Consider the following 14,987-nt stretch of genomic DNA (forward strand, 5'->3'; position numbering starts at 1 on the left):
ATAAATTCAATAGGAGTCCTTATTTGAACTCATAGATCAGAGGTAACATTAGTCATTTGTTTAATCTAAAATAATACATCCTAGTCTAATTTTAAATCTTTTCATTCAAAAACTAAAACTATAGCTACACAAATTGCCATGTTGTCGCAGTGGAGCAACGTTTTCTATTTTGAGGATGTCTAAAAGGGTATAGAATCACTGCAAACACACTTACCCATGGACCAATTGTTAATCATTATTCAGATTTGCTTATTGATTTTTTCAGTAATATTTGTGTTGAAATCTACACAAAATGCAGAAGAAAAACAGATGAGTTTAAAAGAGAGAAAGCCTGTTGTAGGCTTTAAAGCAAGACACTATTTGACGGTTATTAATAGAAGTCATAGAGAGTAAAAGACTTTCAGACAAAGGTTCATTACATAGCTGAAAATCTTTTACTATTCCGTAATAGTTTTCAGCTAGGACAATATACCTTCTTGGTCAAATGCCTTTCTCATTTTTTCGTGGTCAAATTCCTTTTCATTATTTGCCAAGAAAATAGTAGCAACGCCATTGCCAATAAAATTGGTAATAGCTCGTGCTTCTGACATAAATCTGTCGACACCTAGTAACAAGGCTAAACCTTCTACAGGGATAACGTGTACGGCTGTAAGGGTTGAAGCCAGTACAATAAAACCACTTCCTGTAACGCCTGCGGCACCTTTAGAGGTGACCATCAGAATTCCAATAATGGTAAAAATTTGCTCCAAGCTCAAATGTACATTGAATACCTGAGCAAGAAAGATAGTGGCCATCGAAAGGTAAATCGTAGTGCCGTCCAAGTTGAAAGAGTATCCAGCAGGCACTACCAGCCCAACTACCGATTTAGCGCAGCCCATTCTTTCCAGTTTTTCCATCAATGAAGGTAAGCCTGCTTCGGAAGAGGAGGTTCCTAATACGATAAGAAGCTCTTCTTTGATGTATTTTAAAAACCTCCAAAGATTTACTTTGTAATGGCGAAGAATAAAAAACAATACAACAAACACAAAAACGCCCATCGTGATATAAACTGTCACCATAAGCTTTGCTAAAGGAATCAGTGTTTTTAGTCCGTACTTCGCAATAGTAAATGCCATACCCCCAAAGGCACCCACAGGCGCTAATTTCATGACCCCATGCAGACCAGCAAAGATATATTTTGATATTTTCTGAAAAATTTCAATGATTTTATCCTTTCCGCTAACATAATTTAATACCGAGCCAAGAATGATGGCTAACAACAAAACCTGCAAAGTACTATTATCCCAAAAGAATTTCATCCAACTGAATTCAGAAGCACCTTTGGTATATTTGGAGATGTCTCCGCCTTTAATAGCGTCGGTCACTACACCGTCTCCGGGACGAATCACATTGGCCACAATAATTCCGACGAGCAAGGCGATGGTGGTTACTATTTCAAAGTATAAAAGTGCTTTTCCTCCTAATTTTCCTACTTTTTTAAGGTCACCCATACTGACGATGCCTAGGGTAATGGTCAAGAAAATGATAGGATTAATAAATTGCTTAACAATACTAATAAAGATACCGCTCAAAAATTCACTCAAAGTATTGCCAATACTGACTTCGTTGCCCAAAAGCTTGAATTTAATTGGGTTTTCAAAAAACTTATAAAGTGCAATTTCTGGTGCAAAATGCCCTAACAAAATACCTGCTGTAATGGCCGTAAGTACCCAGAATGTTAAATTGGTCAGTAGTTTTTTCATAAAATTGGATAGTGATGATATATCTCTTTAAAATAGTTAGTTGCTTACTTTTGTGCTATTTTCCGCTCTCTTCGTGCCCATTATTTACAAATTTGATTAATTTTTGCACTTTTTTTGCATAGAACACTACAGATATATAAAAAAACTAGTCTTTAGTTAATAAATGATTAGTTGTCAGGAGTTGGTTCTAAATATATTCGGTTGCCTAATTGATGAATTGGGCAATTTTTGAAAAACGGATACTATTTTTTCCTAATCTGATACAGACCTCTGAAACTCCAAAGTTATTCTCATGGCTTTGATTCAAAAGAATTTGGCGTTTTGGCATTAATCTGCAATTTTTGTATTCTCAAATGTGTTTATTCTGTAGACATATATTTGGGGGTAGGCCTTGCTGGATGCCATTTCCCTAATGTATAAGTCAAAATCTTCTGATTTTTAGAGGTTTCTAATAAAAATCAATCCAGTAAATATCTTAAATATTACAATGGCAGAACATATTAAATGCCTTATTATAGGCTCAGGGCCAGCAGGTTATACTGCGGCAATTTACGCATCACGCGCAGGTTTAGCACCAGTAATGTACCAAGGTAGTCAACCTGGCGGTCAGCTAACAATCACTAATGACGTTGAAAACTTCCCTGGCTATCCAGATGGTATCCAAGGCCCACAAATGATGCAAGATTTAGAAAATCAGGCTCGTCGTTTTGGAACTGATATTCGTTTTGGCATGGCTACTTCTGTAGATTTCTCAGTTTCTCCTAAAAAAGTAGTAATTGACGAAAGCATAGAACTTACTGCTGATGCGGTTATTATCGCAACAGGTGCTTCAGCAAAATGGCTTGGTTTAGAATCAGAAAAAAAATATAACGGTTTAGGAGTATCGGCTTGTGCAGTTTGTGATGGTTTCTTCTACCGTAACCAAGTAGTGGCTATTGTAGGTGGTGGTGATACAGCTGCTGAAGAGGCTACTTATTTAGCTAATATTTGTTCAAAAGTACACATGATTGTTCGTCGTGAAGAGCTACGCGCTTCTTTGATTATGCAAAAACGTGTATTGAACAATCCTAAAATTGAAGTTCACTGGAATTCAGAAACTGATGAGATTTTGGGTGATGCTTCAGGTGTAACAGGTGCTCGTTTGAAAAATGTGAAAACGGGAGAAACGGAAGAACTAACATTGACAGGTTTCTTTGTTGCCATCGGTCACAAACCAAATACAGATATCTTTAAAGACTATTTGAATTTAGACGAAGCAGGATATATCCAGACAATTAAGGGCTCTACAAACACTAATATCGAAGGCGTTTTTGCTTGTGGTGATGCACAAGACAACATTTACCGTCAGGCTGTAACAGCAGCGGGTACAGGTTGTATGGCTGCTTTGGATGCTGAACGTTGGTTGGCTGCAAATGAATTACACTAGTTATGAAATTTTGGGTAGTAAATGCGAATCAGTTCAATAATTACGTTTACTACTCAGATTCCTCGATAACTATAAATACAATACAATGAATATAAGAAGTAATTTTCTTACTGCATTTTTTGTATGTACAGCTATGGTGGCTTGGTCGCAAGAGAAGGGTAGTTTCAAAAATAACCCTAAAATTAAAATCAAGGACAATACTGGACTTTACAAGGAAAAAGAAAAAAAGCAGGACGATTTGCTTGACGAAATGCCCAAACTTCAATTCAGAAATGAATTTGAAGTAGTAGAAAAACAAGCTACAACAACGGCAGGTAGTCAAAAATTTGAACCTGTGAGAGAAGTTAACGCTACTGTAAGTGCTTTTGATACTACATCAATCGATGAAAGAGAGCCTTTAGTGATAGAGATAGAGGAGGAGATGAAACCTTCAGGAAGTGACGACTTTGTAACGGTTGCTTCTTATTTTTCTATTTGGGATACCAACACTATTGACCCTTATGGAATCGATGTCAAAGATTTTGATGATGTAGTTGACCTTGAACTCTTTAACAAAGAACAAGGTCGTTATTGGAGCGCCCCTACCAATGCCCCTAAATTGACTTCACAGTTTGGTCCACGTTGGGGTCGTTTGCACGCAGGTGTAGACGTAGACCTTGAAACTGGTGACCCTGTGTATTCAGCATTTGATGGTATTGTGAGGGTGTCTGGCTACGATGGTGGTGGTTACGGTAACTTCTTGGTAGTAAGACATTACAACGGTTTAGAAACACTCTATGGTCACCTTTCACGTAAAGGATATGAATCAGGAATGTTTGTAAAAGCTGGGGACGAAATTGGAAAAGGTGGTAATACAGGTCGTAGTACTGGTTCACACTTGCACTTCGAAACTCGTTACGAAGGTAATCCTTTCAACCCTACTTATGTGATGAACTTTGCAGGAGAAGGTACTCAGCCAGTATCTGACCACCTGTTGGTTTCGGCACGTGTATTTGATACTTATGGCTTGGCTTTGGGTAACGAATATGGCGATGCTGGTAACAAGGTTGTTACTCGCCGTACTGCATGGACTGTGGCACGTTCAGGCGATACGCTTTACTCTATTGCTAACCGTGCTGGAATTTCAGTAGAACGTTTAGCTAAAATGAATGGAATGAAGCTAAGCTCAAACTTGCGTGCAGGTCGCCGTTTGCGTATTCATTAGACAAAAGATATTATTGGTTTTAGTATAAAAGCGAGATTATCCATCGGGTGGTCTCGCTTTTTGTTTTTGAAGAATCTAGCATTTCTTTACTTTAACTACTCGACCTTTTTTATTAAGATTTCCTTAGACCAAATAATAAAACGCTTCTATTCTGGTTTTACTTGTATATCACTAATTGAAAACAAATGAATTGTTTATCAGAAAAAACTTACTGATTAGCAAACAGTTTATTGAAAATCAGACCCTAGAGTTAAAGTTTTATGAAAAAAGTATTTTTATTTTCTTTGAGTTTGCTGTGTATTTGTACTGTCGATTCGTTGGCACAAAATGAAAGTGGGAGATATAAAAAACAAACAAAAATCAATAAACAGACTGTAACTGCACCCGCTAAAACCACCAAACAAGAAGAGTTTCTCCCTCCTTTACAGCTCAAATCAGAATACGAGACTTCTGCTCAACAAAGTGTTACTGATGGTGGACGCAATCCGTACGAACCCATCCGTGCTATCAATTCAACTGTGAGTGCATTTGACACAACGTCGGTGGATGAAGGAGATATTCGTCCAGTCGAGGTGATTGAAACTGTTAAAATCAATGGCTCAGATGATGTAGCTATGGTGGCAACTTATTATTCGATTTGGTCTTCCAAAAATATTGATCCTTATGGAATTAATGTCAAAAACTTTGAAGGGGTAGTTGACATCGAATTGTATAATGATGCGATGGGATATCATTGGTCGTCTCCCTTGAACTCTGGTGATATTACCTCCAATTTTGGTCCAAGGTCACGACGTTTACACGCTGGTGTTGATTTGGATTTGACTACAGGAGACCCCGTATATTCTACCTTCGATGGCATTATAAGAGTATCAGGATATGATAGTAAAGGGTATGGTAAATATTTTGTCATAAGACATTATAATGGCATCGAAACAGTTTATGGTCACCTTTCTCAGAAAATACTAGAGTCAGGAACTTACGTCAAAGCTGGAGATATTATCGGAAAAGGGGGGAATACGGGAAGAAGTACTGGGTCGCATCTTCATTATGAAACTCGCTACGAGGGAAAAGCTTTTAACCCAACCTATGTATTTTCATTTACAGGAAAAAATACCAAGCCTGTTGATCAACATGTCATGATTTCGGCAAGGGTGTTTGATACTTATGGTGAGATTTTACCCAACGAGTTTAATGAAAATGTTGAAAATGAAGAAGAGTATCGTACTACTACTTGGGTAACGATTCGAGAAGGAGATACTTTGGCGTCAATTGCCAACTTTGCTAATATTTCAGTTCAACAGCTTACGAAGCTAAATGGGATGAGTTCGTCCACAAAATTGAAGATTGGGCGAAGATTGAGAATCAATTAGTGTGAAAAAATTTAGTGGCAAGTGGATAATGGTCGAATTTTTGATTTATTTTATTTGTTCAAAAGTAATTGAGCGTTAAGCTAACCAATGGCTCAATAAGATTTTTCAAGTAATTCAAAATTGTTAGATAGATACTCCATTAAATGAAATTAGATATTTTGGTGATGGCTGCGCATCCAGATGACGCAGAGTTGAGTTGTGCAGGAACAATTTGTTCTCATATTGCCCAAGGCAAAAAAGTGGGTATTGTTGATTTTACCCGTGGTGAATTAGGTACTCGCGGTACACCTGAAATACGCCAAGCTGAATCAGATGCAGCATCAGCGATTATGGGTATTCATGCACGTGAAAATTTAGGATTCAGAGATGGTTTTTTTGTCAATGACGAAGAACATTTGATGAAGTTAATCCGTGTAATACGTCGTTACAAGCCTGAAACAGTGTTAGCGAATGCTATTTTCGACCGTCACCCAGACCATATCAAAGGCGCTGAGTTAGCGGCAGATGCATGTTTTAAAGCAGGTTTGCGTATGATTGAAACCTTCGAAGACGATGGTACACCACAGATTGCTTGGCGTCCAAAAAATGTTTATCATTACATTCAAGATCGCTATATTCAACCAGACTTTGTGGTAGATATTACGGCTTATTGGGATAAAAAAGAAGCTTCAATTCGTGCATTCAGAAGTCAATTCTTTGACCCTAGTTCAAAAGAGCCAGAATCATATTTGTCTTCTCCAGAGTTTTTGAAATTTACAGAAGCACGTAATCGTGAGATGGGTCATGCCATTGGCGTTACCTTTGGCGAAGGCTTTACGAGTTACAAAAGAATAGGAGTAAAAGACCTTTCGGCATTGATTTAATTAGCTATTGAGTGATTTGTGATTGAGTGAATGAATAATAAATCACTCATTCACTCAATCATAATTCACTCAATATATTTTACGCTTGCAAGCCTGGGATTTCTACTACTTCATTGGTATCAGCAGTGTAGTCAACACCACCTACTTTGAAGCCAAATAAATTGTAGAAGTCATTGCTATATCCTTCCAAATCACCAATACTTGGTAAGTTTTCTGTAGTTGCCTCTTCCCAAAGTGCTGCCACTTTAGCTTGTACATCTGCACGCATTTCCCAATCGTCGATACGAATACGACCTTTTTCATCAACTGGCACATTGCCACCTGTGTAAAGACGCTCGCTATACAAACGTTGAATTTGCTCGATACAACCTTCATGAATACCTTCTGCTTTCATTACTTTGTACAATAACGAAATATACAAAGGAATAACAGGAATCGCCGAACTTGCTTGAGTTACCAAAGCTTTGTTTACAGAAACATAAGCATTACCGCCAATATCGCTCAATTTATCAGCAATAGTGAAAGCTGTAGCTTCTAAATGGTCTTTAGCACGACCGATAGTACCCTTACGATATACTGGTTCAGTCAATTCTGGTCCGATATATGAATAAGCGATTGTCAAAGCATTTGGCGCTAACAAATTAGCTGCTTTCAAGCCATCAATCCACATTTCCCAGTCTTCGCCACCCATTACTTTAATAGTATTTTGGATGTCTTCTTCAGTACAAGGGTCAATTGAGATTTCAGTTACTTTTCCAGAGTGGAAATCAACCGTTTTATTTTTGAAAGGGGCGCCAATCGGTTTCAATACCGAACGGTGAGTAATACCTGTAGTTGGGTCGGTACGAACTGGCGAAGCCAAGCTATATACAACTAAGTCGATTTGACCTAAATCTTCTTTGATAAGGGCAAGCGTTTTTTCTTTTACCTCGTTAGAAAAAGCATCGCCATTGATACTTTTTGCATACAAACCAGCTTCTTGTGCTTGTTTTTCAAATGCAGCAGTATTATACCAGCCTGGTGTAGCTAATTTGCCTGGTGATGATGGTTTTTCGAAGAAAATACCAATTGTTGACGCATCTGATCCAAAAGCACTGGTAATTCGTGATGCCAAACCAAAACCTGTCGAAGCTCCGATTACTAATACACGTTTAGGACCGTCGATTTTACCTTTTGATTTTACGTAATTGATTTGGTTAATTACATTTTGTTCACAACCTACTGGATGTGCTGTTAGGCAGATAAATCCGCGCATTCTTGGTTCGATAATCATTCCAAATATTGTTTTTGTGATTGATACAATGTTGTAATTACCTGACTTTGAAATTGAGTGTTTATAAAATAGTCAAGTACTTACCCTAAGTTTGTTTCTAATATTTTGTACAAAACCTTGAAGGGTTTTTATCCGATAAAAGTACAAAAGTTGTATCGAGCTGACAAATTTTAATCGATTTTCCGCCATTTATCAGCCTCACAAATTCATTAGGAGGTTTTGGTATCGTGTGGTTTGAGCGGACTCAAATAGGTGAATATCCTTTTTATTTCTTTCACTATTCTGCTACCAACCATATTAAAAAAGCTCCCGTCTTTGTCTAAAGTACGAGTACCCGTCCATACTCTTATTTTTGCACTTTTCACCTGTACAACTCTCCCAAACTGCATTAAATCAAAGGTTAATCGACCATCTTCGCCTCGTACATGACGCATGACATATCCTACCTTAAGTGCTTGAGCGGTTTTGTATCCCATCGTCATTCCTAAAGTATTGAGATAAGGGCGTTTCAACTGACGAATTTCAGCCATGACATCTTTCATCATTTCATAAATTGCGAGTTTCCAACGTGGCGTATGTTCATTAGCAATAAATGAGTAGCGACCGTACACTACCGCCACATCATCAGGACGAAGCGCACTGATCATTTGATCAATCCATTCAGGTTGGTACATACAGTCTGCATCGGCAGATAAGATATATTTCCCTCTGGCTTGCTCCAAACCCATTTGACGTGCAGGCCCACAACCTTGAATCGTTTGAGTACAACTACGAATATAGAGTTTATCCAATACCTCCTGAGTGCGATCAGTAGAGTTATTATTGACCACTAATATCTCGAAAGGAATCTTTGTAGTAGAGTCTGCCAATGAGCCTATGGTGGGTAGCATATTTACTTCTTCATTCCAAGCTGCAATGACAATGCTTACCTCTGGTTGTTCAAAATCAACAAGTTTGTGGAGTTTTTGATTGATCTTAGCATATACCTCTTCAGGAATATCATCTACGGTAGCGTAAGGATAGACGTATTTCGTAAGCCAAGCAGGATTTTTAAAAAAGCTCATGTCTCTAGTCGGTTGGTATGGTATAAGAGCAATTTAATGACTATTCAAGAGAAATACAAATACCTTGCCAAGGGGCTAGAGAAGAAAAAAAAGGATAAATAGAGGTTATTTAGTGAATGGGTGATTTAGGGGGTAATTCGTGTATATGAGTTAGGATTGTACGAAAGATGAGTTTTATAACTAAAATGAAATTGGTGTAGTGGCAACTGCAAGAGTTGCCACTACATCCCAAAATACCAATAAAGTAAGTTCTCTTTTGAGTAAAATAGAAAACTTCGTACACTAATATATGAGTGAGTAATGGAGTAAATTTTGATAAAATCACTCATTCACTCAACCACTCATTCACTAAATAATACAACTCTACGGAGAAAGTCTTTCGATTTTCCAGCTACCTGACTCTTCGAGCGTGTAAGCAATACGGTCGTGTAGACGAGAAGGGCGACCTTGCCAAAATTCGATATAATTTGGTACTAATCTATATCCACCCCAATGTGCTGGACGTGGTACCTCTTGTCCTTCAAACTGAGCGATAAAAGCTTTTTCTTTCTCAATCAATACCTCACGACTTTCCACCACTTGACTTTGGTTAGATACCCAAGCACCAATTTGACTACCTCTTGGGCGAACAGCAAAATAATCGTCAGAATCTTTAGCATCTACCTTTTCTATCGTTCCTTCAATACGCACCTGACGCTCTAATTCACCCCAGAAAAAGGTCAAACAAGCGTTAGGATTTGCATCCATTTCGTGTCCTTTGCGGCTTTGATAATTGGTATAAAAAGTAAAACCAGTGGCATCTAAGGTTTTTAGGAGTACAATTCTAGCGGATGGTTTGCCATCGGGCGAAACCGTACAAAGGTGCATGGCATTGGGTTCAAGAATTTGGCTATCAACGGCTTGATTAAACCATTTGTGAAACTCTTGAATAGGAGAGGGCAATACATCCGACACATCCAAACTCCCCTTGGTATAATTCTCTCGCAAGGCAGCAAGATCAACTTTGTTCATGATTTGTTGGGTTTACTGTTTTCGAAAAACATCAAGCTATTTAGTCAACCTAAAATAGTAGCTTGTTGTTTCATGAGCGCAATATTACGCCCTTCTCTTAATTTTAACAATGATAAAATACTGATTTTAATCGCCTTGTAGAATGATTGGAGTTTGGAATCACTTTGAAAGTTCTTGAACACCTTGTATTTTAGGCTTTTGGTTAGTAGTGTACAAAGGGTTATTACAATCACTCATTTCGGATATGGGATGCTGGATTTCGGAATTATAATCTACTTTATTGAACTCTATCTTGTTGAAAATAAAAGTATACTTCCCTATTTCCACAATCAGAAACCCCAAATCTGCAATTGATTTGAATTCCTAGGTACAGATAAATTAGTCTAAATCTCATCTCCATTCACTTTAACTTGTGATTTCATCATGAATCCTACCTTTATCAATCAAACTAAACTGAAAAACCTTGCCCTTGCTCTTGGATTGAGTGCCTTTGCGGCGGTCGGCATGACCGAAAGGCAACAGCATCTTTCTCTAACCAAGGATACGAGCGACAGCGTTAAAAAAGATACGACAAAGTATGTTCGTTATAAAGATTTACCGCTAAAAGCCTCTCGAAAATTCAAATACCAAACCGACGAAGGAACTAACTTGGATGTCATTGGATATAAGTCCAGATGGAAAAAGTCTGGTATTTGATCACATGGGTGACTTGTATTCGATTCCTGCCGCTGGTGGAAAAGCTCAGAATATTACCAAAGGCTTGGCTTTTGATACACATCCAAGATATAGTCCAGATGGAAAAAAGCTTTTGTTTATTTCCGATAGAAGTGGTTCGGACAATGTTTGGATGATTGATTTTGAGAAAAAAGATACTGTTCAAGTTACTAAAGACCGAGACCAAAACTACGAAGCAGCAGATTGGACTCCAGATGGAAATTATATTGTTTTTGCCAAAGGACGTATGAATGTCCAACTATGGATGGTTCATAAAGATGGAGGCGGCGGTGTGCAGTTGATTGACCAACCAGCCACATTAAAGACTATCGACCCAGCGGTAAGTCCTGATGGAAGATATATTTATTTCTCACAACGCAATGGTGCTTGGAATTACAATGCCATGTTTCCACAATACCAAATTGGTATGTATGACCGTGACAATGGCAAACGTACCACTATTACCTCTCGCTATGGTTCGGCATTTACCCCAACGATTTCGGGTGATGGCAAATGGTTAGTGTATGGTTCTCGTTTTGAAGATAAAACGGGTTTAGTACTTCGTAACCTCATTTCGGGTGATGAAAAATGGTTAGCGTATCCAGTACAACGCGATGACCAAGAGTCGATTGCAACGATGGGAGTTTTGCCTTCAATGACTTTTACGCTAGATAATCAAGCTGTAATTGCTTCTTTTGGTGGCAAAATCTACAAAATAGCCTTGAATGGTGGTAGTCCAACACCAATTCCATTTACAGTAGATATGGACATTGAAATGGGGCCGAGATTAGAGTTTAAATATCCTATTAGTGATACTACTCGTACTTTGGCCACTCAAATTAGAGATGTAGTAAGCTCGCCAGATGGTAAGAAAATTGCTTTTACGGTACTAAACAGACTGTACGTGGCCGATTATCCAAAAGGAACACCGAAGCGATTGACTAATTTGGAGTTTACTGAAGCTCAACCAACTTGGTCAAATGATGGAAGCCAACTCACTTTTGTGACATGGACAGCTCAAGGAGGAAGCCTCTACAAAGTTCAAGCAGATGGAAGTAATCTTCAAAAAATTACTTCTGTACCTGCCCTTTACAGCCAACCAGCATACGCTCCAAAGGATGATAAAATTGTTTTTATCCGTAGTAAAATGCGTGCCTACAAAGAGTCTGTAGGTCCAGTAGCAAATGGTTCGGAAGATGAATTATGTTGGATTGATACCAAAGGCGGTGATATTACCGTAATCGACCAAGCTAAAGGAAGAGAATATCCTCATTTTGTCAAAAAACAAACAGATAGAATATATCTCAGCGGAGGTGATGGAAGTGTAGTGTCTATCAAATGGGATGGTACAGACGAAAAAACTCACGCGAAAGTTTCGGGTATTACTACTTATGGAATGAGTATCGAAGGAGAGGATTTTGCGCATAACTGTATGCTTTCCGAGCGTACGGCTTCGGCAATGGAAGTAAACCGAGCATCCAATGCTTCTAAAGTTTTGATGTCCCCTGATGGAGAGAAAGCGTTGGCACAAATTAACAATGATATTTACTCAATGACGATTCCGCAAACGGGTAAAACGGTTTCTATTTCTGTAGCAGATGCTTCTTCAGCGCAATTTCCAGCCAAAAAGCTTACCGATTTAGGTGGTGAGTTTCCATCTTGGTCAAGTGATTCTAAGAAAATTCGTTGGGCATTAGGGCGTTTCCATTTTGAATATGATTTTGACAAATCTGTAGCTTTTGAGGATAGTGTAAAATCAGCGAAGAAAGCACAAGAAAAAGCCAAAGCTGATTCAATCAGTAAAGCAAAAACAGATACCGTAAAAATCAAGACTGACGCTAAACCGAAAGTGGCTAAAGCGGCTACTAAAAAGACGGACGATACTTACAAGCCTTTAGAAATAGAGATTAAGGTATATTACGAAAAAGATATTCCTCAATCTGCTATTTTGTTGAGAGGAGGTCGTATCATCACCATGAAAGGTGAGGAGGTAATTGCCAATGGAGATGTATTAATCGAGAATAACCGTATCAAAGCTGTAGGAAAAAGTGGGACGCTCAAGGCATCAGGTGCCAAGGTAGTAGATGTGAGTGGAAAAACAATTATCCCAGGTTTTGTAGATACTCACTCACACATGTGGCCACAATGGGGTATCCAAAAAAATCAGGTTTGGATTTATGCGGCTAACCTCGCTTACGGTGTAACCACAACTCGTGACCCACAAACTGCCACTACCGACGTATTGACTTATAGCGATATGGTAGAAGCTGGTAAAATGGTTGGTCCACGTGTGTACTCAACAGGTCCTGGGGTTGGTTTTTGGTCCTATAATATCAAAGACTCAACAGGTGCGAGCAATGCCCTCAAACAATACAGCAAGTATTTTAATACCAAATACATCAAAATGTATTTGACTGGTAACCGCCAGACTCGTCAGTGGATTATCAAAGCTGCGAAAGAACAGCAATTGATGCCAACAACGGAAGGTGGTTTGAATCTCAAATTGAACATTACAAATATGCTCGATGGATATCCTGGTCATGAACATACAATCCCTGTATACCCATTGTACAATGATTTGGTAAAATCTATTTCTTATTCAAAAATGGCAGTAACTCCCACTTTGTTAGTATCGTATGGTGGTCCATTTGCTGAAATTTATTACTTCGAAACAGAAGATCCTTATCATGACAAAAAGATGCAATATTTCATGCCGTATGAAGAATTAGCAGAGAAAACTAGACGTGTAAGTGGTTGGTTTTTACCAGAAGAACACGTTTTCCAAAAACATGCTAAGTCTATGAAATCAATGGTAGAAAGTGGTTCATTGGCAGGTATTGGTAGTCATGGAGAGTTCCAAGGTTTGGGTTATCATTGGGAACTGTGGTCGATGCAAAGTGGAGGAATGAAAACGCATGATGCCTTGAAAGTAGCGACAATTTTGGGTGCTACAGCCTTAGGTCTGGATAAAGATTTAGGCAGTATCGAAAAAGGAAAACTAGCCGATTTGTTGATTTTGGATAAAAATCCTTTAGAAAATATTCGCAATTCGAATAGCATTAAAATGGTTGTAAAGAATGGTCGTGTGTACGATGCCAATACTCTGAACGAGACTTATCCAAGCAATAACAAGCTTATTCGTAGCGAATGGGAATTTGAAAAACCAGCCAAGACAACGAATATTGACGAGTAAATTTTTTCAGTAGCAATGCAATGATTTGCGTATGTGCTGATAGAATCTAAAAATAGCTATCTGGAAATGATGTTCAGATAGCTATTTTATTTATTAGTAGTAAATTCAGAGTATCAAAAATTGAGATGTGGAGTTAACTATGAAAATATTAATGATATTGATAAATATTACTTTCTGTTTTTTGGGGAATGCTATACAGCCAACACCTCCGCAATGGACAATACAAGCTTTTCAAAACTATGGACTTGAAAAGCTCTACAAAATACAGCCCTATTTGAAGACAGCTTATATCGAAAGTGATTTTAACAATGATGGAAATCAAGATGTGGCTGTACTAGTTGTTGAAAAACGGACCGCTAAAAAAGGTATCATTATTTTTCATCAAAAGAAAAATGAGTACTTTGTTTTAGGAGCGGGAAAAGCTTTTGGAAATGGGGGTGACAATTTTGATTGGTTGAATATTTGGTATCTAATCAAGGAAAAATATGCCTTCGAGACAACTTTTAATGAGAGTGGCGATATGATTGGTTCAAAAAAAATCTTATTGAAAAACCCTTCATTAGTTATTGGAGCTATGGAAGATGGAGCCATGAATGCTGGAGGAATTGTGTATTGGACAGGTAAAAAATATCGATGGATTCATCAAGGTGAATAATCTGAAAGATTATGAAATACAAAAGCTTAAGACCTTTGATTCGAACACTTCAGTTGGAAGAAACGATTCAATTTTATACCCAAATCCTAGGGTTTGAATTAGAAGCAAAAAATGAAGAATGGGGTTGGGCTTCACTAATATCCGATGATATTGAGTTGATGATTGCACTTCCAAATGCACATGAGCCTTTTGAAAAACCTCATTTTACAGGAAGTTTTTATATCAATCTTGAAAATGTCGAAGAGCTCTGGTTACAGATAAAAGATCAAGTAAAGGTATGCTATGAATTAGAAGTGTTCGATTGGGGAATGAAAGAGTTTGCTATCTATGATAACAATGGATATTTACTACAGTTTGGCGAGGAGGTTTAATGTAGGTGTCACATCGAATTTAGGCTTATTGTTAATCTATCAAAAAAGCGGTCGAAAATAGTTTTCGACCGCTTTTTTGATATTTAACTTTTGAATGAGAA

The 14,987-nt window shown here is 38.0% G+C and carries 12 protein-coding genes; 8 read left to right on the top strand and 4 right to left on the bottom strand.

Translation table 11 applies throughout. The annotated features are described in order from the left end of the window. Window positions 1–458: 458 nt before the first annotated feature. Complete coding sequence (locus tag QM481_RS13015; protein WP_283382070.1) at window positions 459–1,742, bottom strand: cation:dicarboxylate symporter family transporter; 1,284 nt, start codon at window positions 1,740–1,742, stop codon at window positions 459–461. A 487-nt stretch (window positions 1,743–2,229) separates the two neighbouring features. Here QM481_RS13015 and trxB point away from each other — a divergent pair, with 487 nt between their 5' ends. The 4 genes from trxB (at window position 2,230) to bshB1 (ending at window position 6,605) form a co-directional block, all read left to right on the top strand. After that, window positions 2,230–3,168: a thioredoxin-disulfide reductase gene (gene trxB / locus QM481_RS13020; protein WP_283382071.1), complete on the top strand. Its 939-nt coding sequence runs from the start codon at window positions 2,230–2,232 to the stop codon at window positions 3,166–3,168. 85 nt (window positions 3,169–3,253) lie between these two features. Further along, a complete protein-coding gene (locus QM481_RS13025) occupies window positions 3,254–4,372 on the top strand; it encodes a peptidoglycan DD-metalloendopeptidase family protein (protein ID WP_095161696.1) in 1,119 nt (372 codons plus the stop codon). A 260-nt stretch (window positions 4,373–4,632) separates the two neighbouring features. After that, a complete protein-coding gene (locus QM481_RS13030) occupies window positions 4,633–5,742 on the top strand; it encodes a peptidoglycan DD-metalloendopeptidase family protein (protein WP_283382072.1) in 1,110 nt (369 codons plus the stop codon). 143 nt (window positions 5,743–5,885) lie between these two features. Next, a complete protein-coding gene (gene bshB1 / locus QM481_RS13035; RefSeq protein ID WP_283382073.1) occupies window positions 5,886–6,605 on the top strand; it encodes a bacillithiol biosynthesis deacetylase BshB1 in 720 nt (239 codons plus the stop codon). Between the two features lie 79 nt (window positions 6,606–6,684). Here bshB1 and fabV read toward each other — a convergent pair whose 3' ends face one another. The 3 genes from fabV to pdxH all read right to left on the bottom strand — a co-directional run bounded on the left by fabV (window position 6,685) and on the right by pdxH (window position 9,953). Next, window positions 6,685–7,878 carry an enoyl-ACP reductase FabV gene (gene fabV, locus QM481_RS13040; RefSeq protein ID WP_283382074.1) on the bottom strand — a complete coding sequence of 398 codons (1,194 nt, stop codon included), beginning with the start codon at window positions 7,876–7,878 and terminating at the stop codon, window positions 6,685–6,687. 209 nt (window positions 7,879–8,087) lie between these two features. Then, the gene (locus QM481_RS13045; protein WP_283382075.1) at window positions 8,088–8,942 is read right to left on the bottom strand and encodes a glycosyltransferase family 2 protein; all 855 of its coding nucleotides are present in this window, start codon (window positions 8,940–8,942) and stop codon (window positions 8,088–8,090) included. A gap of 363 nt (window positions 8,943–9,305) precedes the next feature. Further along, window positions 9,306–9,953: a pyridoxamine 5'-phosphate oxidase gene (pdxH, locus tag QM481_RS13050; RefSeq protein ID WP_283382076.1), complete on the bottom strand. Its 648-nt coding sequence runs from the start codon at window positions 9,951–9,953 to the stop codon at window positions 9,306–9,308. A gap of 423 nt (window positions 9,954–10,376) precedes the next feature. Here pdxH and QM481_RS13055 point away from each other — a divergent pair, with 423 nt between their 5' ends. The 4 genes from QM481_RS13055 to QM481_RS13070 all read left to right on the top strand — a co-directional run bounded on the left by QM481_RS13055 (window position 10,377) and on the right by QM481_RS13070 (window position 14,886). Next, on the top strand, window positions 10,377–10,649 hold the full coding sequence (locus QM481_RS13055) for a hypothetical protein (RefSeq protein WP_283382077.1): 273 nt from the start codon (window positions 10,377–10,379) through the stop codon (window positions 10,647–10,649). Continuing rightward, window positions 10,606–13,860: an amidohydrolase family protein gene (locus QM481_RS13060; protein ID WP_283382078.1), complete on the top strand. Its 3,255-nt coding sequence runs from the start codon at window positions 10,606–10,608 to the stop codon at window positions 13,858–13,860. Before QM481_RS13055 ends, QM481_RS13060 begins: the two co-directional genes overlap by 44 nt. 139 nt (window positions 13,861–13,999) lie before the next feature. After that, window positions 14,000–14,515 (top strand): hypothetical protein, encoded by a 516-nt coding sequence (locus QM481_RS13065; protein ID WP_283382079.1) that lies wholly within the window; start codon window positions 14,000–14,002, stop codon window positions 14,513–14,515. Between the two features lie 11 nt (window positions 14,516–14,526). Continuing rightward, window positions 14,527–14,886, top strand: coding sequence for a VOC family protein (locus tag QM481_RS13070; RefSeq protein WP_283382080.1), 360 nt, complete (start codon window positions 14,527–14,529; stop codon window positions 14,884–14,886). Window positions 14,887–14,987: the final 101 nt, after the last annotated feature.

Origin of the sequence: Flectobacillus rivi, from assembly GCF_030056655.1 — a bacterium.
Classification (GTDB): domain Bacteria; phylum Bacteroidota; class Bacteroidia; order Cytophagales; family Spirosomataceae; genus Flectobacillus; species Flectobacillus rivi.